The sequence below is a fragment of the Streptomyces sp. NPDC086549 genome, from assembly GCF_044746205.1.
Lineage (GTDB): Bacteria > Actinomycetota > Actinomycetes > Streptomycetales > Streptomycetaceae > Streptomyces.
In genome coordinates, this window is the sequence record NZ_JBIVBS010000007.1 from 409,128 (window position 1) to 426,756 (window position 17,629).

The following is a 17,629-nucleotide window of genomic DNA, read 5'->3' on the forward strand; positions in this document are numbered from 1 at the left end:
GCGCCTCGGACGGCCGCCCTCACCTGGGGCTTTACTCGCCGGCCCGCCAGTCGGTGAACGTCACGGGACGGTCCGTGAGCTTGCGGAAGTTTCCACCGTCCGCGGCGTCGACGACGTACGCGGCGCGTGTGCCCACGGTGTCGTCGTAGGCGTTGAAGGCGATCCGGCTGCCGTCGGGGGAGTAGACGGGGGTCTGGAGGAAGGACAGGACGCCGGTCCAGCCGCGCAGGTCGGTGATGGCTCCGGTGGCCACGTCGACGGTGTACAGGCCGTGCTCGGTGGTGAAGACGATCCGGCTGCCGTCGGGGGACCAGTCGACGGGCGTGCTCCCCACGTCGTGGCCGGTGGTGATCTGGCGCTCTTCGCGGGTCACCGTGTCGAGGAGGTAGATGTCGGTGCCCAGATCCCAGCCCTCGTCGGTCTCGTAGTACTCGCTCCTCAGGAAGGCGATGCTGCGGCCGTCGGGCGAGAAGGTGCCGTTGCGGCCGTAGGGGGTGAGCAGCTCGTCCCCGGTGCCGTCGGCGTTGATCCAGCCCAGGCCGGCTCCGGTGTCGTAGACGATCCGCTGCCCGTCGGGGGACCAGTCGGGGTGCCCGGCGTACGGGACGCCACCGCCCGTGCCGGGGACCAGGACGTGCGGGTCGCCGCCGTCCGCCGCGGCCAGCACCAGATCCGTGCCGTACGCGCAGCCCTCGGTCTGCGGGATGCAGGTGTCCTGCCGACGGATGAACGCCACCTGGGTGCCGCCGGGCGAGAGCACCGCGTCCTCCGCGCCCTGGGTGAGAGGTCCGGTGACGGATCCGCTGACGGGGTTGACGCCGACCATGGCGGGAGAGCCGGCCGAGTAGTCGGTGCCGGTCAGCCGGCCCAGTCCCCCTGTCCCTTCCGCCGCCGCGGTCCCCGCCGCCAGCGGCAGGCTCGTCGCGATCGCCAGCGAGACGGTCAACGCGGCCTTCTTGAAGTACACGTGAGCCCCTTCCTCCGTGTCAGGACCGGCGGTCCCGGCCCCAGGAGGAGGAGAGCAAAAGGATCAAGAAACGTCACAGCCCACGCACAGATAAGGCCCCCGGCAGGCCTGGGACACCTAGGCCCCTGAACCGCCGGAGCCGCCGGAGCCGCTGCCGCGGTGAGCGCCGTCCCCCAGGGCGATGGACTTGGCGGTGTTGGACACGGCCTTGATGCCTAGGTAGGCCGTGGTCAGGCTGCTGACCGCCGTGAACGCGGCCGTCAGCACACCGACGATCACCGCCTTGTCACCGTGCAGCCGCCACACCCCGAAGATCGCGACCCCCGCGATCGCGAGATTGCTGACGACCACCGCGAGCAGCCCGTAACGCGCCCGGTCCTTCTCCAACTCGGTGTCCCGAATGGCTCTCGACTCGTCCCGGCTCATCGTCCCCGCCCCCCAGAAATCCCGGCCGATCAGCCAGAACGTAGCGCTGCACGGCAGCCGTGCCAAGCGGCGCTGCGCGCATGCCCTGGATGTACAAGAAGGCCCCGATCCAGAGGATCGGGGCCTTTGCTGTGGCTGGGGCCGGGGTCGAACCGGCGACCTATCGCTTTTCAGGCGATCGCTCGTACCAACTGAGCTACCCAGCCACGAGGTTTCCGGGGAAACCTCAGCGGTCCTGACGGGATTTGAACCCGCGGCCTCCACCTTGACAGGGTGGCGAGCACTCCAAACTGCTCCACAGGACCAAGCTCTGTGTGCAACAGTGTCGCACACGATCTTGCGTGCCCCCAACGGGATTCGAACCCGTGCTACCGCCTTGAAAGGGCGGCGTCCTAGGCCGCTAGACGATGAGGGCGAACAGCCATACCGCTCTGCTTCGTCTTTGCGTTCCCGAAGGGGACGTGAGAAGCATGTGACTCCGCTTTCCCCGGTAAAGGGTTCCGCTTCTCCTCCGCTTCAGCAAAAGCTTTGGACGGTCAAGCCCTGACCGGCGCCCTTGGGCACGAACAGACTGTACTACGTGGCCTGGACGTGGGCCAAACCCGATAGCGGAGGGCGGCTCAGGGCTGGTTGTCCCCCGGGAGGTGGCGGCTGACCTCCGCCGTCGTCTGGCCCAGGCCGCCCAGTCTGATCTCGTCCCAGGCCTGGAGGCGGCGGGTGTCCCGGTCGAAGTAGAGGATCGACGCCTCGATCGGGTCGGGGTACCTGCCCTCCACGGCGCGCAGGCCGCTGCCGCCCGTCGAGCCCTCCAGGCGCAGCCGGGTGCCGTGTTTCATGAGCTCCGTCTGTTCGTGGTGGAGGTGGCCGGCCAGGACGAGGGGCACCTCGCCGTCCGTCCGGCGGGCGGCGGAGGGCTCGTGGGCCATGGCCACGTCGACGGGGGTGCCCGCGGCCCGCTGGTCGCGCAGGGCCGTGGCCAGGCGGTCGCCGGCCGTCTGTTCCACCGTGTCGCTGGCGGGCTGTACGGAGCGGTCGGGGGTGAACTGCGGGTCGCCGATGCCCGCGAAGCGCAGGCCCGCGACGGTCTCGGCCCGGCCGTCGTCCAGGACGTGTACGTTCCTCATCCGCTCCAGGTAGCGCTGGGTCAGGCGCGAGTCGTGGTTGCCCCGGACCCACACGTACGGCACGCCCAGGTCCGCGATCGGGTCCAGGAAGCCGTTCTCCGCCGCTGTTCCGTGGTCCATCGTGTCGCCGGAGTCGACGATCACGTTCACCTTGTACTCCCCGACCAGTGACGTGATGATCTTCCAGCTCGCCGGGTTGAGGTGGATGTCGGAGACGTGCAGGACCCGGATCGTGGTCGGGTCCGGCCGGTAGGCCGGGAGCGTGGAGGTGACGTCGTACAGCCTCGTCACGTTGCGCACCAGGCGCGCCAGTTCCTTCTGGTAGACGTCGAATTCGGTGACGATGCTGCGTGCGTTGCCGACCAGGGAGGGTGCGGAGGAGAGCAGGCCGGAGAACTTCGGTTCCAGGACTGACTTGGGGTTCCAGGTGGCGTACGCCGTGGCTCCGGAGGCGGCGAGGAGGGTCAGGGCCAGGCCGCCGGCGGTGAGGGCGCGCCGGGGGCGGCGGTAGACGGCCAGGCCGAGTGCCGTGGCTCCGGTGACGACGGCGACGCAGGACCGTAGGGCCAGGTCGAGCGTGCCGTGTTCGACGTCCCGGGTCACCTCGTCCTGGAGGCCGGAGAGGCGTTCGGGGTGGTCGACGAGGGCCTGTGAGCGGACGGGGTCGAGCTGGTCGACGTTCACGTCGAGGCGGACGGGTGCGGCGTGGCTGTCGAGTGTCAGTACGCCCAGCGGGGAGATGTTGATCTTCGTGCCGCCGGTGAGGGACGGACGCAGGGCCATGGTCGTGTTCATCGGGCCTATCGGGGCCCGTACGTTGCCGACGATCAGCAGACCCAGCCAGGCGCCGACGAGGACGACGGCCGTCATGCCGAGGGCGCGTGCCCAGGGGTGCGGACGGTTCGTCGGTTCCGGGAGGAGGGGGGAGGGGCGGGCGGGGCGGGTGCGGCGGGTGGGGCGTTGTGGGGTGAGCGAGCGGATGCGGTTGAGGGCTGCGACGGGGACGCGGGCCATTGGTCCCGTATGCCCGGGCCCGGGGTTGGATATGCGGCGGTTCGCGGCCGGCGTGGGTGGCGGTTCACGGCTGACGTGGTCGACGGTCGCGGCTCTCCTACGGCCGTCCCGGACGTCCCGTATCGGACAATGACCCTGTGCTGGAGATGACGCGCGAGGAGTTCGAGGAACTGGTCGCCGAGGCGCTGGACCGGATTCCGCCGGAGCTGACGCGGCTGATGGACAACGTCGCGGTGTTCGTCGAGGACGAGCCGTCCGCCGACGAGCCCGAGCTGCTCGGGCTCTACGAGGGGACCCCGCTGACCGAGCGCGGCGAGTGGTACGCGGGCGTGCTGCCGGACCGGATCACCGTCTACCGGGGGCCGACGCTGCGGATGTGTGAGACGCGGGAGGACGTCGTCGCGGAGACCGAGGTCACCGTGGTGCACGAAATCGCCCACCATTTCGGGATCGATGACGAACGGTTGCACGCGCTCGGATACGGGTGACGGCCGGCCGCGTGTCCTCCTGTGGGCGGCGGGAGTTGGGCACGGCGACTCCTTCATCCTCCCCCGGAGGTGGCCGCCGTGCGCCCCTTGTACGTACCCGTCCGTCTGGCCGCCGCGGTGTTGGTCGTGGCCGCTGCCGCCGGCTGTGTGAACGTGGGCGAGGACGGTGGCCGGGCCGCTCCCTCCCATTCGGCGGGGCGGCGGGGCGGCGGGGCGCCCGACGGGGGCTCGGCGGTGTCGGAGGGCGGTTCGGGGGACTCGGGGAGGGCGGGCGACGGCAAGCGCGGGCACGGGGGGAAGGGCAAGAAGAAGCCGGGGAAGTCGGCGTCGGCGTCGGCGAGGCCGTCGGAGGCGGGTGGCAGCGCGTCCGTGGCGCCGGTCAGGACGAGGAGCAGCCCGAAGCCGGCGGATCCGGCGCCGACCCAGGCGGAGCCGACCCCGACTCCGACGCCCCCCGCGCCGGAGCCCCCGGCGTCGTCGGCGCCGCCGCCCGTGACGGAGCCGCCGCCGGCCGAGCCTTCGGCGTCGGCGCACGAGGAGGCGGGGCCGCAGATGGAGCAGCGGGAGCCGGCGCCGGAGGCCGGGTTGCCGGCGTAGGAGGGGGCGGGACGGAGGACGTGACCGGCGTCTCCTGCTCTCGGTTTGCCTTGGGGGGTGGTGGGTGCGTATGGTGGTAGATCGTTTGATCCCATTTGCCCGGCGCCAACGCAGAGCGCGCCGTGTGGCGCGTACTCTCCCTTGCCGTGGCTGACCGCATTGAGGCGGTCGTAATGCGAACACGGAGTTGACGGGCGCGTGCCGACGAGACTCCGGAAGGTTTCGCTTACGCATGTCCATTTCCAGTACTGATCACGCCGTCCTGCCCGAGAACATCGAGGTCAGCGACGAGATCACCGAGACGGCCGACGCCGTCGTGGCCACCGAAGCTCCCGAGACCCCCGAGGCCCCCCAGATCACCTTCGCCGACCTCGGCCTGCCCGAGGGCGTGGTGCGCAAGCTCGCGCAGAACGGCGTGACCGTCCCGTTCCCGATCCAGGCCGCGACCATCCCGGACGCCCTGGTCGGCAAGGACATCCTCGGCCGTGGCCGTACCGGCTCCGGCAAGACCCTCTCTTTCGGTCTGCCGACCCTGGCCACGCTGGCCGGCGGCCGCACCGAGAAGAAGCGCCCCCGTGCCGTCATCCTCACGCCGACGCGTGAGCTGGCCATGCAGGTGGCGGACGCCCTCCAGCCGTACGGCGACGTCCTCGGCCTGAAGATGAAGGTCGTCTGCGGCGGCACGTCGATGGGCAACCAGATCTACGCCCTGGAGAGGGGCGTCGACATCCTCGTCGCCACCCCGGGCCGCCTGCGCGACATCATCAACCGCGGCGCCTGCTCCCTGGAGGACGTGCAGATCGCCGTTCTCGACGAGGCCGACCAGATGTCCGACCTGGGCTTCCTGCCCGAGGTCACCGAGCTGCTCGACCAGGTCCCGGCGGGCGGCCAGCGGATGCTGTTCTCCGCCACGATGGAGAACGAGATCTCCACGCTGGTCAAGCGCTACCTGGTCGACCCGGTCTCGCACGAGGTGGACGCCGCCCAGGGCGCGGTCACGACGATGTCCCACCACATCCTGATCGTGAAGCCCAAGGACAAGGCTCCGGTCACCGCGGCCATCGCCTCCCGCAAGGGCCGCACCATCATCTTCGTCCGCACCCAGCTGGGCGCCGACCGGGTCGCCGAGCAGCTGCGGGACTCGGGCGTGAAGGCGGACGCGCTGCACGGCGGCATGACCCAGGGCGCGCGTACCCGGACGCTGGCGGACTTCAAGGACGGTTACGTCAACGTCCTCGTCGCCACCGACGTCGCCGCCCGTGGCATCCACGTCGACGGCATCGACCTGGTTCTGAACGTTGACCCGGCCGGTGACCACAAGGACTACCTGCACCGCGCGGGCCGTACGGCCCGCGCCGGCCGCACCGGCACGGTCGTTTCGCTGTCCCTGCCGCACCAGCGCCGTCAGATCTTCCGTCTGATGGAGGACGCGGGCGTCGACGCGGCGCGCCACATCATCCAGGGCGGCGCCGCGTTCGACCCGGAGGTCGCCGAGATCACCGGCGCCCGCTCCATGACCGAGGTCCAGGCCGAGTCCGCGGGCAATGCCGCCCAGCAGGCCGAGCGTGAGGTCGCCCACCTCACCAAGCAGCTGGAGCGGGTCACGCGGCGCGCCGCCGAGCTCCGCGAGGAGGCCGACCGCCTCGTCGCCCGGGTCGCCCGTGAGCGTGGTGAGGACCCGGAGGCCGCGGTGGCCGAGGCGCAGGAGCAGGCCGAGGCCGAGGTCAAGGCGGCGATCGAGGTCTCCGTCCCGGAGCAGCCGGTGGCGCGGGACGTCGACCGTGGCGCCCGCGAGGAGCGTCCGGCGTCCTCGTCGTCGTACGAGCGCCGTGAGCGTCGTGACGACCGGGGTGGCCGTTCGTTCGAGCGTCGTGACGACCGTGGTGGTTTCAACCGGGACCGCGACAACCGCGACAGCCGTGACCGCGGTGGCCGTTCCTTCGAGCGCCGCGACGACCGGGGTGGTTTCAACCGCGGCCGTGACGGCCGTGATGGCCGTGACAACCGCGAGCGTGGCGGTTTCGGCCGTGACCGTGGCTTCGAGCGTCGTGACGACCGCGGTGACCGCGGCTTCGAGCGTCGTGACGACCGGGGTGGCCGTTCCTTCGAGCGTCGTGACGACCGCAGTGGCACCGGCTCCTTCGGCCGCCGTGACGACCGTGGTGGTTTCAACCGGGACCGCGACAACCGCGACAACCGTGACAGCCGTGACCGTGGCTTCGAGCGCCGTGACGACCGTGGTGGCTTCCGCCGGGACGAGCGCGGTGGGCACCGTGGCAGCGAGCGTCCGTTCAACCGGGACCGCCGTGACGACCGCCCCGGCTTCCGCTCCGCCGGGCACGACCGCCCCGCCGGGCACGACCGCTCCGCCGGGCACGACCGCCCCTACGGCCGTCGTGACGACCACCGCGGCACCGGCTCCTTCGGCCGCCGTGACGAAAAGCCGCGCTGGAAGCGCAACGGCTGACATCGGCCGACGGCATCTCTGAGCGCCGCGCCCCCTGCCCGATCCGGGCAGGGGGCGCGGCGCTTTGTCGTCCATGGCGCGTACAGGGGTACTTTCTGGCCACCTTGTGACGCATGTCACGCCACCGGCGAGGGAATTGCTGGGGGCATGACAGATGACGCGACAGTGCGCGGGCCGTCGGACGAGGAACGGCTTGCCCAGCTCGGTTACACCCAGGTCCTCGCCCGCAGGATGTCGGCGTTCTCCAACTACGCCGTCTCCTTCACGATCATCTCGGTCCTGTCGGGCTGTCTCACCCTCTACCTCTTCGGGATGAACACGGGCGGCCCCGCCGTGATCACCTGGGGCTGGGTCGCGGTCGGCCTGATGACGTTGTTCGTGGGCCTCTCGATGGCCGAAATCTGCTCGGCGTACCCGACATCGGCCGGCCTGTACTTCTGGGCCCACCGCCTGGCGCCGCCGCGCTCGGCCGCCGCCTGGGCCTGGTTCACCGGCTGGTTCAACGTGCTGGGCCAGGTGGCGGTGACCGCGGGCATCGACTTCGGTGCCGCGTCCTTCCTGGGCGCGTACCTGAACCTCCAGTTCGACTTCAAGGTCACCCCGGGCCGCACGGTGCTGCTGTTCGCCGGGATCCTGGTCCTGCACGGCCTGCTGAACACCTTCGGCGTCCGCATCGTCGCCTTCCTCAACAACGTGAGCGTCTGGTGGCACGTGCTGGGGGTCGCGGTCATCGTCGGCGCGCTCGCGTTCGTGCCGGACAAGCACCGGTCGACGTCCTTCGTGTTCACCCACTTCGTGAACAACACGGGTTGGGGCAGCGGGGTCTACGTCGTCCTGCTCGGCCTCCTGATGGCCCAGTACACCTTCACCGGCTACGACGCCTCGGCCCATATGACGGAGGAGACCCACGACGCGGCGACGGCGGGCCCCAAGGGCATCGTCCGCTCCATCTGGACGTCATGGATCGCGGGCTTCGTCCTCCTCCTGGGCTTCACCTACGCGATCCAGTCGTACGACGACGAACTCGCCTCCCCGACCGGGGCACCTCCGGCCCAGATCCTGCTCGACGCGCTGGGCGCGACCGCCGGCAAGCTGCTCCTGCTCGTGGTGATCGGGGCGCAGCTGTTCTGCGGAATGGCGTCGGTGACGGCAAACAGCCGTATGATCTACGCCTTTTCGCGTGACGGCGCGCTGCCCTTCTCGCACGTCTGGCACACGGTGAGCCCGCGTACGCGCACGCCGGTGGCGGCGGTGTGGCTGGCGGTGGCCGGGGCGCTGGTCCTGGGCCTGCCGTACCTGATCAATATGACCGCCTACGCGGCGGTGACGTCGATCGCGGTGATCGGCCTGTACATCGCGTACGTCGTCCCGACCCTGCTGCGGGTCCGCAAGGGTGACGCCTTCGAACGCGGCCCGTGGCACCTGGGCCGCTGGTCGCAGCCGATCGGCGTCGTGTCGGTGGTCTGGGTCGGGGTCATCACGATCCTCTTCATGCTCCCCCAGGTCTCCCCGGTCACCTGGGAGACCTTCAACTACGCCCCGGTCGCCGTCCTGGTGGTTCTCGGCTTCGCCGCGGCCTGGTGGCTGGCCTCGGCCCGCCACTGGTTCCTCAATCCCGACCACACCCGCACCGTCACCCGGGAGGCGGCCCGTTCCGGTGTCGCCAAGACGGTCGATCCGTAACAGTTTCGGCCTGTTCCGCCGTCCGACGCGGCCGGGTCTCCGATACCCGATCGGAGACACGGCCTCGTCCGGCTATGCTCGGGGAGGCAACATCGCCTGGGCCCTTAGCTCAATTGGCAGAGCAGTGGACTTTTAATCCATTGGTTGTGGGTTCGAGTCCCACAGGGCCTACCCGCTGGACCCCAGCTCAGAGCAGTACAGAGCTGGGGTCCTGTCCGTTTCGGACGGGCCGAGTGATCGTTAGCTCGGCCCAAGCTCGGACGAGACGCAGACGATCAAGACATGGAGCGGCCCGGCCGGATCGGCGTCCGACCGGGGCTGTGGGTACTGCGATCAGGGCTTGGGCGGGATGATGAATCCCCGCACAGGCTTCGGCTCCGGGTCACGGGAAACTGGCTGCTGCGCACGCTTCCACGCCGCCACCAGGTCCGCGTAACGCGGGTCGATCCACTCGGACATGCGGCCTCCCTTCACGGGGGCTGGACCACGCCGTCGGGCTTCGGCTTCGGCCTGGGCGTGATCACGATGGTGCACTCCGGGGCGTGCCGGCACTTCGCCGCGACCGACACCAGGGTCTCGTCCGACGGCGGGCCCCACAGTTCCGGGGCCGCCTCCCAGCCGAGTTCCAGGCCGGTGTTGCGACGACCGATTGAGTCGAGGCTCATCACTCCCCGTCTGGCGCGTCTCGTCGGGCACGACTGCATGTTCGACGCCGCGCACAGGGGGGCTTGCTCGACCGATTCGCCGAGCACGCCGTGGAGCTGTGGAACTGTGGAGCCGTAGCGTGCCACTCTCGGAAGTCTCCGCGTAAGCCCATTGAGCAGCCGCATCCGGGCCACCAGCAGGCATGGCGAAACGCCCCCTGCACAGCCCGCGTCGGGGCCGTGCAGGGGGCGTTCGAGGTTCAGCGCATGAACAGGGCGGCGGCGCCCGTCGCGGCGCCTGCCAGGCCGACGAGGACGCCGATGGTGGGCAGAGGCCGGCTTCCTCGCTCCAGGGTGCGGAGGCGGTTTTCGTGGTCGGCGACGTCCTCGCGGTCACCCAGCGCCCGGTGAGCGTGCAGGCCCTGACGGCCGAGCTGTCCGGCGAGCCGGCGTGGCGTACCGTGCCGTCGTGGGCGCTGATCGCGACGCAGGACAACGCCATCCCCGCCCAGGCGCAGGAGTTCATGGCGGAGCGCGCCGGATCGCACGTGGTGCGCGTCGAGGCGTCCCACGCGGTGTCCATCTCGCAGCCCGGCGCGGTGGCCGACCTGATCATCGAGGCGGCCAAGAGCACCCGCTGAACCCGAGCGGACCTCACTGGGAACAAGGCACTTGGCGGGAACCCAAGAAACACCTGGTCGGCTTTGGCTAGGACTTTCAATCCGTTGGTCGTGGGTTCGAGTCCCACAGGGGCTACCGGATGAAGGCGGAGGTCAACCCGTCTGACCTGCTACGCAGCGCTCGGGCCGGCTTCGGCCGGCTCGGGCGCTGTTTCGTTTTCGGGGCGGGTGCAGCCGGTCGCCCTCGCGCGCGGTGATCGGCGAACCGGTGGGGGATGGAACGAAGACCCAGTGGATCGCATCTAACTGCCCGGCGCGAGAAGTGCGCCCAGCGGCGTGGGCAAGCTGACAATCGATAATGGACGCGACATGTACACATCAACTGTACAGTTGCGCCATGATCGTCAGATTCCCCCCGCGCGGTCTCCACGGATCCGGTGCGCGTCAACAGCGGCACCGTGCGGCCGACTTCGGCATACGCGTCCGGCGAAGGTCCGGTGCCTGATGGCAACCGCCGTTCGCGCCGAGGAGTCGGGCGCCGCCCCCGCCAAGTCGCCGCGCGTCGCACGACGGTGGGACTGGCCCCTGCTGGTGGTCTGCGCCGTGTCCGCACTCGTGGTGGGTCTGCTGTCGCCCGCCGACACCTCGCAGGAAGCGTGGGGCCTGGCCGCCGCATTGGGTTACGGCTGTGCCGCACTGGTCGCGGCGAGGTCGTCCGCACCGTGGGCGCCGGCTCCCGCCGTGGTCGCGGTCGTCGGCGCGATCGTCGTGCCCCTGCTGTACCTGACGGTGATCAGCAAGGAGCAGATGGAGGTCGGCGTCGTGGAACGGGCGGCCGACCTGCTGTTCTCCTCCGGTGTCCCGTACCACCACACACCGCACGTGGTGCGGGACTTCAATCCCTACCTCCCCGGCATGGCGCTCTTCGGCATACCGCACATGCTGTTCGGCAACATCCCGTTCACCAGCGCCCGGTTGTGGTTCCTCGTCGGTTTCCTGGCGGCCGTAGCGGGCGCGATACGGGTGCTGACCGGCGGCCGGGACGCGGACGCCGGTCCGGTCAGCACCCCGCGCGGGGTCACCGGCAGGACGGGCGTGTTGTGGCTGTTCGCCTGCCCCGTCGTCGCGCTGCCGCTCACCATCGGTGGCGTGGACCCGCCGGTCATCGGGCTGATGTGCCTGGCCCTGGCCTTCACGCAGCGGGGCGATGCCGGACGGGCCGGGCTGGCCCTGGGCGCGGCGGCCGCGCTGAAGTGGACCGCCTGGCCGGCCATCCCGGTACTCGTCGCCGTACTGGCGGTGCGCGGCGGGCGGCGTGCCGCGGTCAGGTGCGCGGCGGGAGCCGTGGGCATCGCCCTGGTCACCGTTCTGCCCGTGGCCCTGACGGACAGCGTTGCCTTCTACCGCAACGTCGTCCTCTACCCGTTGGGTCTCGGTCCCACGGCGTCGTCCGCGCAGAGCCCCTTGCTGGGGCATCTGATCACCGTGCTGGTCCCGCACGGCGACGCGGTCACGATGGCACTCATCGCGCTGAGCGCCGCGGGTGTGGGCCTCTCGCTCGTCATCCGCCCGCCGCGGAGCGCCGTGGCCGGTGCCGACCGACTGGCACTCGGTCTGATCCTGGCGATAGTGCTGTCCCCGGCGACCCGCATCGGCTACGCCATCTACCCCATCGTCCTGCTGGCTTGGCCCCGCTTCGCCGCCGCCCTGTCCGCGGACGTGCCCGACAGGCAGCCCCACGGGACGGATCAGGCGGCCGACCAGCGGGCCTGACGGCACGAACCGGCGTGTCTGCTTCCCCCGTAACCGGGGCAGAACGTGCCTTCGACGCTAAGCCGTTTGCAAGATCACGAAAGTGATGTGATCATGACAAGCAGGCGGAGGTGTTTCACCATGCCTTCGCAGTCAATGATCGATAACGGGGGCAGCATGGTTGGGGCCGCAGCGGGGCAACGCCGCGGCCCCGCCCCCGTCATCGGTCTGCACATCAGGAGGAGACAGTGATGACGGAGCACACTCAGCCCGCAAGACGAGTGCGGAATACCATAGCGCGCGTCGCCGCGCTCGCGGGTGTGGCGGTCGCGGCCGTCGCCCTTGCCACGCCGTCCGCGATGGCCGGTACGAGCGCCAAGCTCAACGGTTGCTACTCCACGTGGGGCAGCACCGGTTCGGTGGGTCACTGTGCCAGGGTGACGACGACCGGCAATTTCAAGAACCGCGGTGTGTGCACCTTCGGTAATGAGGATTCGCTCTGGGAGTTCTTCGGGGCCGGCGAGTCGCACCCGAAGTGGGGCGGAGTCGAGTGCACGTTTGACATCGAGAAGTCCTTCATCATGTTCTCGAATTAAGGCGCCTCGACGGCCAGAGGTATGTGACCGGGTGCTGCCTTCGGGCGGCACCCGGTCACGCACGTGAAAGGAACAACGTGGAACCGATCGCGTCGCTGTCGGGAATCGCGCAGGGCTACGGCCGGCACCAGGTGATCACTGGACTCGACTGGGATCTCGACGTGGGGGTCTATGGACTTCTGGGCCCCAACGGTGCGGGAAAGACGACACTTCTCCGCACTCTCGCCACGGTTGCGCCTCCCGAGGCGGGGACCCTGGAGATCTGCGGCAGAAAGGTGCACTCCGAGCGATCGGCGAGGGCGGCCCGCCCCATGATCGGCTACCTGCCTCAGGAATTCGGATACTATCCGTCCTTTTCCGTCTACGACTTCGTCAGGTACTGCGCGTGGTTGCGCGGGATTCCCGACGGCGAGGCCCACGGCGCGGCTCTGAAAGCAATCGAATCCGTCCTTCTCGACGGACGAGCGCAGGCCAAGATGAAGTCCCTCTCCGGCGGCATGCTGCGTCGCGCGGGCATCGCCGCGGCCATCGTCGGCTCGCCGCGACTGCTGCTCCTGGACGAGCCGACCGTCGGCCTGGACCCGGAACAACGCCTCCAGTTCCGCGAGCTGATCAGATCGCTGACGGGTTCGGCGATCGTGCTGAGCACACACCTCGTCGAGGATGTGGCGGCTGTCTGCGACCAGGTCGTCGTCATGCAGTCCGGAAGGTTCCTCTTCCGGGGCACCCCCGAGGACCTTGTGGGCAACGCCCGGTCGGGAGTGGCGGGCGACAGCCCGTTGGAGCGCGGATACATGGCGGCCCTGTCGGGACAGGGGGTGCCTTCCTGATGCGCATCCTCTTGATGGAGTTGCGGCGCTCTCCCCTGCGATGGTGGTTCCCCGTCCTCGTCGCCCTGGACGTGGCGGTTCTCTTCGGACGGTCCCAATGGTGGATCGGCGTCTGGCCGCAGGCCAGCGCGGCTGCCCAGATACCCTCCTTCTACCTCGGCCCGTTCCTGGCGGCCTACGCCGCCTGGGCCGCCGGCCGGATCCAACGACTCGGGTTCGAGGACCAGCACACCGCGGGAACCCGGCCCAGATGGCAGGTCGAGGGAACTCAGATCGCGGCGGTCGCCGTTTACGGCGCCGCCGCCTACGTCGTGGGCGCGGCGGTTGCCGCCGCAGTCAGTTACCGCGACGCCGGACCCGGATTCCTGTGGCCCAGCTACCTGCTGCTGGGGGCGGCGCTCATCGTTCTGTGCATCGCCGTCGGCCACCTCGCCGGGCGCTGGTTCCCGTCCGCTTTCGCCGCCCCGGTCATCAGCGGTCTGGCCTGCTTCGTGGTGGTGACGATGAACGGCGGCCCGGTGCAGGCCGGTCTGTTCGTGCTCTCCGGCGCCCCTGCGGTGGAAGTGACTCCGCAGAGTCTCGCCATTCGATGGGCTCTGGCGCTGTCCGCGGTGGCCGTCGCCGTTCTCACGCCCCGCACGCTGCCCGGATACACCGGCGAACGCGGGAAGGTGAGCGCCAGGCTGCCGGCCATCGGCTGCTCGGTGCTGGTCGTCGCGTGCCTGGCGGGCGTGGTGACGGCAGGACCGGTGCAGACGGCGCGGGCGAATCCGAGTACTCCGCTGTGCACGCGTACCGAGCCGAAGATCTGCGTATGGCCCGAAGAGCGGATGTACCTGCCGCGCCTCGAGGCGATGGCCAGGCGCGTGTCCGAACTTCCTCCCTTCATCAAAACCCCCTCGGTGTTCTACGAGGAAGGACTGAGGGGCAGCAAGGGGCAGGACACCGACTTCACGATCTTCGAAGGGTCCATGTGGGAGGTGGCCGACAGCATGTCCATCGCCATCACCCGGACGTCCACTCCCCGCTTCTGCGAGGCAACGGACAGCAAGGCCGACGACCGGCGCATGATGGCGTACTTCGAGCTCGACTCGTGGCTCACAGCCCGGGTCTCGGGCGCTGGACGACCGTCCGACATCCACGGGGGGCCGCCCGGTGTCGACCAGAGGGCGATCGCAAAGCTGATCAAGCGACCCGAGTCGGTGCAGGAGGACTGGGCGAAGAAGTGGTTCAAGGTGATCGAGGGTACGCGCTGTGCCTGATCTCAGTGAGTCCTGGATCCGCTACCTGCAGGCTCATCGCTTCCGCGGAATCGCTGTCGGCGGGGCGCTGGTGATCGTGTGTGATGTGGCGTTCGGGTCCGCCCGGCTCGTTTTCCCCTTCAGCGGCGGCGGATCCGCAATTCCTCTGAGACATGAAATTCCCCTGGCCCTGGCCGTGATCGCCGTAAGCGGCCTCGGCAGCGCCATGGACTCCCTGGAGGAGACGGCGGCGAAGGGCTTCAGGCGGGTCGAGATCGCCGGACTCGTCGGGGCCGTCTCAGTGGCGGCGCTGCTGCTCGTCGCGGCAGAAGCGCTCGTGAGCCCCGTGGACACCGTTCTGCTGCTCCTCCGCGGCTTGCTGATCTGGGTCGGGCTCGCCCTGTTGTCCGGGCGGGTATGGGGATGGCGACTTTCCTGGATCCTTCCGCTGGTCACCCTGTTCCCCCTGACGTACTGGCAGGTCGACGGCCTGGGACGGTTCCGGTGGTGGGACTGGACGGATCAGCCCGGATCCTCGGCTCCCTGCTGGGGAATCGCAATCGGCAGCCTGCTTGCGGGCGGGGTCGCGATGGCGCTGACTCCATGGCGCGTCATCCGGTTGCGGCGCGTATTTCTGCGGGGCAGGTAGCGGGCAGAGGAATTGATTGCGGCGTACGCGATCCTCTGATCGTCCATGCGTACGCCCGATGGACGCACTGCAGGGGTGCCCCGAGTCGGGACACCCCTGCAGTGCTGATCTCGCCTCGCGTCTTACGAGTGAATCTTGAAATTGATCCAGGACCTGTTGGCGGAGATGGTGCACTCCGCGTAGCCCCAACCGTCGTGGGAGGAGTCCTTGTGGAAGTAGTACCAGACCGACGAGTCTCCGCCGAGGGCGCAGTCGACCTCGTTCTGGAAGTCACCGGTACGCGTCACCGTCTGGCAGTGTCCGAGGGACCCGGTGTTGCCCCAGCTGGAATAGCAGCCGTACAACTTGCTGCTCGTGCCGGCCAGCGCGTCCGGGGCGGTCACCGCGACGGCTGCCGCGGCCAGACCCGCGATCGCAAGCGCTTGCGCCATCGTCTTCCGTGCTCGCGTCGCGGATCGAGTGAGCTCCGCCATATTCATTTCTCCTGATGTGCAGACCGGCGGCGGGTCGGGATAGCGACGTTGCCCCGCCGTCACCCCAACCGTTGTTCCGCTGCCGGTGGTTGGCTGAAAGGCGTGAGCGGTGGAACGCTCGCGCCACCTGTCATGATCGCATCAGGATGTCCGTTTCGCAACGACAACGGAGCGAGGGCTGTCCGATATTGATCAGAACGGCAGGTGCTCCGGGCCGCTCCGTGTATGAGTGAACTTGCGGTGGTGGCTCGGCAGTTGTCGCCGTCGGCGCGGAAGGCTCTTCGGCTGCGGGCGGTGGCGGTGGCGGTGTCAGCGGCGGGCCGGACTCGCGAGGGTGTCGCGGCGGTGTTCCAGGTTCCGGGCCCTTGGAGGCCGTTGAGGCTGTCCCGCTGGGGTAGGCGTTTGCCCGCCGTCCCTAGAGGCTGAGCGGGAGTGGGTCCTGGTGCCAGGACTGCTGCTCAGCCGCGTGTCCCGAACGGTGTTGGGCACGCTGGTCGCCCGCGTTCGCTCCGCGTCCGGACGCCGGGCGTAGTCCGGTCCTGTCCGGAAACCCAGGGAGTGTCCGTGACAACCACGCTGGGTGAAGTTCATTCCGTGAAGCGCCGGACCGTCGCGCTCACGTCTCGAGTCCCACAGGGCCTACGGCAGAGCCCCGGTCCGGATCTTGTCCGAACCGGGGCTCGTTTCGTGTGCAGAGGCGCCGTGTGCAGAGGCGTCGGCGTGGAGCCGATCAGCCCACGCCGAGCTCCGTCAGTTCGCCCAGCGGCAGCGTGTGCTGGGTCTGCAGGACCTTCGCCCGCAGATAGCGGACGTTGTGGGCGGTGGTGAAGACGCCCGTCGGGACGCGGTCGTGGACGGCGATGCCGAGGGTGCGCAGCTGCTGCGACTTGTCGGGGTTGTTGGAGAGGAGGTCGAGCTCCTCGATGCCGAGAGCCTGCAGCATCTGGGCGGCGGCCGTGTAGTCGCGGGCGTCCTCGGGGAGGCCGAGGGCGGCGTTCGCCTCGTACGTGTCCAGGCCCTGGTCCTGGAGGGCGTACGCGTCGAGCTTGTTGTAGAGGCCGATGCCGCGGCCCTCCTGACGGAGGTAGAGCAGGACGCCGCCGCGGTCGGCGATGCGCTCGACCGCCTCGCGCAGCTGCGGGCCGCAGTCGCAGCGGGCCGAGCCGAAGACGTCGCCGGTCAGGCACTCGGAGTGCAGGCGGACCAGCGGGACGGGGCCGGGCTCGCCGAGGACGACGGCGACGTGCTCCTGGCCGTCCGCCAGGCCGTGGAAGGTGACGAGTTCGGCGTCGACGCTGTAACCGTCGTGGAAGCGCAGCGGTACCCGGACGCGGGCGCGCGGCGTGGCGGCGGGGGTGTCGGGCATGCGGGTCTCCCGGGTGCAAGGAGTTTCAGATTTGAAGCAGATGCCGGAACCCTACCCCATGCTTTAAATTTGAAGCAACCGATTTGCGGATCTGATGCCGGTGTCACGAACAGGACTTGGGCGACCGGCGCCGCCACGGCACGTCGTCCGACGCGCACCCCGCGTCCTCGCCCTGGAGCGCGTCGGCGACCGAGCCGAAGATCTCCTCCAGCTGCCGCACCTGCTCGGGGCTGAGGTGGTCGAAGAGGGAGGCGCGTACGGTCGCCACGTGACCCGGTGCCGCACGTTCCAGAACGGCCATCCCGTCGTCGGTCAGCGCGGCGGTGCTGCCCCGCTTGTCGGTCGGGCACCCCTCACGCCGTACCAGGCCGTCCTTCTCCAGCCGGGTCACGGCGTACGTCAGCCGACTCCGGGTGATCTTCGACTTCTCCGCGAGGTCGGTCATGCGCAGCTTGTGCTCCGGCGCCTCGGAGAGGTTGGCCAGGATGGAGTAGTACAGGTGCGGCATACCGGTGTCCTGCTGGAGCTGCCGGTCGATCGCGTCCTCCAGGAGCAGGCTGCCGGCCATGTAGGCGCGCCAGGCGCTCTGCTCCTCGGGGGTGAGCCAGCGGGTCGTCATGCCGCCAGTGTAAGTTTGTTTCAAACTTGAACCAAGACCGCACGTCAGTCCTCGTCCATCAGTCCCCCTCCAT

Annotated in this window: 18 protein-coding genes and 4 tRNA genes; 10 read left to right on the top strand and 12 right to left on the bottom strand. The window is 69.5% G+C overall.

All coding sequences use genetic code 11. From position 1 onward, the window contains the following. Window positions 1-31: 31 nt before the first annotated feature. The 6 genes from ACIPSA_RS24470 to ACIPSA_RS24495 form a co-directional block, all read right to left on the bottom strand. A complete protein-coding gene (locus ACIPSA_RS24470; protein WP_402638093.1) occupies window positions 32-967 on the bottom strand; it encodes a hypothetical protein in 936 nt (311 codons plus the stop codon). Between the two features lie 117 nt (window positions 968-1,084). Continuing rightward, complete coding sequence (locus ACIPSA_RS24475) at window positions 1,085-1,393, bottom strand: hypothetical protein (protein WP_402638094.1); 309 nt, start codon at window positions 1,391-1,393, stop codon at window positions 1,085-1,087. 132 nt (window positions 1,394-1,525) lie between these two features. Then, window positions 1,526-1,599, bottom strand: a tRNA-Phe gene (locus ACIPSA_RS24480). 24 nt (window positions 1,600-1,623) lie between these two features. Continuing rightward, window positions 1,624-1,698, bottom strand: a tRNA-Asp gene (locus tag ACIPSA_RS24485). A gap of 37 nt (window positions 1,699-1,735) precedes the next feature. Continuing rightward, window positions 1,736-1,808 (bottom strand) — tRNA-Glu (locus ACIPSA_RS24490). Between the two features lie 205 nt (window positions 1,809-2,013). Then, a complete protein-coding gene (locus tag ACIPSA_RS24495; RefSeq protein WP_402638095.1) occupies window positions 2,014-3,531 on the bottom strand; it encodes a metallophosphoesterase in 1,518 nt (505 codons plus the stop codon). 137 nt (window positions 3,532-3,668) lie between these two features. Here ACIPSA_RS24495 and ACIPSA_RS24500 point away from each other — a divergent pair, with 137 nt between their 5' ends. After that, window positions 3,669-4,019, top strand: a complete 351-nt coding sequence (locus ACIPSA_RS24500; RefSeq protein ID WP_402638096.1) for a metallopeptidase family protein — start codon at window positions 3,669-3,671, stop codon at window positions 4,017-4,019. Window positions 4,020-4,072: 53 nt separating this feature from the next. On the opposite strand, the gene ACIPSA_RS24505 is transcribed toward ACIPSA_RS24500, so the two are convergent. Further along, window positions 4,073-4,711 (bottom strand): hypothetical protein, encoded by a 639-nt coding sequence (locus ACIPSA_RS24505; RefSeq protein ID WP_402638097.1) that lies wholly within the window; start codon window positions 4,709-4,711, stop codon window positions 4,073-4,075. Between the two features lie 137 nt (window positions 4,712-4,848). On the opposite strand from ACIPSA_RS24505, the gene ACIPSA_RS24510 reads away from it, so the two are divergent. The 3 genes from ACIPSA_RS24510 to ACIPSA_RS24520 all read left to right on the top strand — a co-directional run bounded on the left by ACIPSA_RS24510 (window position 4,849) and on the right by ACIPSA_RS24520 (window position 8,937). Then, window positions 4,849-7,083 carry a DEAD/DEAH box helicase gene (locus ACIPSA_RS24510; RefSeq protein ID WP_402638098.1) on the top strand — a complete coding sequence of 745 codons (2,235 nt, stop codon included), beginning with the start codon at window positions 4,849-4,851 and terminating at the stop codon, window positions 7,081-7,083. Window positions 7,084-7,230: 147 nt separating this feature from the next. After that, complete coding sequence (locus ACIPSA_RS24515; RefSeq protein WP_402638099.1) at window positions 7,231-8,766, top strand: amino acid permease; 1,536 nt, start codon at window positions 7,231-7,233, stop codon at window positions 8,764-8,766. 98 nt (window positions 8,767-8,864) lie between these two features. Further along, window positions 8,865-8,937, top strand: a tRNA-Lys gene (locus tag ACIPSA_RS24520). A 162-nt stretch (window positions 8,938-9,099) separates the two neighbouring features. Here ACIPSA_RS24520 and ACIPSA_RS24525 read toward each other — a convergent pair. Further along, window positions 9,100-9,225 carry a hypothetical protein gene (locus ACIPSA_RS24525; protein WP_402638100.1) on the bottom strand — a complete coding sequence of 42 codons (126 nt, stop codon included), beginning with the start codon at window positions 9,223-9,225 and terminating at the stop codon, window positions 9,100-9,102. Between the two features lie 11 nt (window positions 9,226-9,236). Next, window positions 9,237-9,431 (bottom strand): hypothetical protein, encoded by a 195-nt coding sequence (locus ACIPSA_RS24530; protein WP_402638101.1) that lies wholly within the window; start codon window positions 9,429-9,431, stop codon window positions 9,237-9,239. Window positions 9,432-9,613: 182 nt separating this feature from the next. Between ACIPSA_RS24530 and ACIPSA_RS24535 the strand changes: the two genes are divergently transcribed. The 6 genes from ACIPSA_RS24535 to ACIPSA_RS24560 all read left to right on the top strand — a co-directional run bounded on the left by ACIPSA_RS24535 (window position 9,614) and on the right by ACIPSA_RS24560 (window position 15,098). After that, window positions 9,614-10,051 (top strand): alpha/beta fold hydrolase, encoded by a 438-nt coding sequence (locus ACIPSA_RS24535; RefSeq protein WP_402638102.1) that lies wholly within the window; start codon window positions 9,614-9,616, stop codon window positions 10,049-10,051. A 483-nt stretch (window positions 10,052-10,534) separates the two neighbouring features. Next, a complete protein-coding gene (locus ACIPSA_RS24540; protein ID WP_402638103.1) occupies window positions 10,535-11,803 on the top strand; it encodes a glycosyltransferase 87 family protein in 1,269 nt (422 codons plus the stop codon). Window positions 11,804-12,033: 230 nt separating this feature from the next. Beyond that, window positions 12,034-12,378, top strand: coding sequence for a hypothetical protein (locus ACIPSA_RS24545; protein ID WP_402638104.1), 345 nt, complete (start codon window positions 12,034-12,036; stop codon window positions 12,376-12,378). A gap of 77 nt (window positions 12,379-12,455) precedes the next feature. Continuing rightward, on the top strand, window positions 12,456-13,208 hold the full coding sequence (locus ACIPSA_RS24550) for an ATP-binding cassette domain-containing protein (RefSeq protein WP_402638105.1): 753 nt from the start codon (window positions 12,456-12,458) through the stop codon (window positions 13,206-13,208). Next, window positions 13,208-14,470, top strand: a complete 1,263-nt coding sequence (locus ACIPSA_RS24555; protein ID WP_402638106.1) for an ABC transporter permease — start codon at window positions 13,208-13,210, stop codon at window positions 14,468-14,470. The genes ACIPSA_RS24550 and ACIPSA_RS24555 overlap by 1 nt, the downstream gene beginning before the upstream one ends. Beyond that, complete coding sequence (locus ACIPSA_RS24560) at window positions 14,463-15,098, top strand: hypothetical protein (protein ID WP_402638107.1); 636 nt, start codon at window positions 14,463-14,465, stop codon at window positions 15,096-15,098. The genes ACIPSA_RS24555 and ACIPSA_RS24560 overlap by 8 nt, the downstream gene beginning before the upstream one ends. Before the next feature lie 122 nt (window positions 15,099-15,220). Here ACIPSA_RS24560 and ACIPSA_RS24565 read toward each other — a convergent pair whose 3' ends face one another. The 3 genes from ACIPSA_RS24565 to ACIPSA_RS24575 form a co-directional block, all read right to left on the bottom strand. Further along, window positions 15,221-15,529, bottom strand: a complete 309-nt coding sequence (locus ACIPSA_RS24565) for a hypothetical protein (protein ID WP_402638108.1) — start codon at window positions 15,527-15,529, stop codon at window positions 15,221-15,223. Between the two features lie 772 nt (window positions 15,530-16,301). Then, entirely contained in the window at window positions 16,302-16,937 is a 636-nt protein-coding gene (gene ribA / locus ACIPSA_RS24570) for a GTP cyclohydrolase II (RefSeq protein WP_402638109.1), read from the bottom strand. Between the two features lie 103 nt (window positions 16,938-17,040). Beyond that, window positions 17,041-17,556 (bottom strand): MarR family winged helix-turn-helix transcriptional regulator, encoded by a 516-nt coding sequence (locus tag ACIPSA_RS24575; RefSeq protein ID WP_402638110.1) that lies wholly within the window; start codon window positions 17,554-17,556, stop codon window positions 17,041-17,043. Window positions 17,557-17,629: the final 73 nt, after the last annotated feature.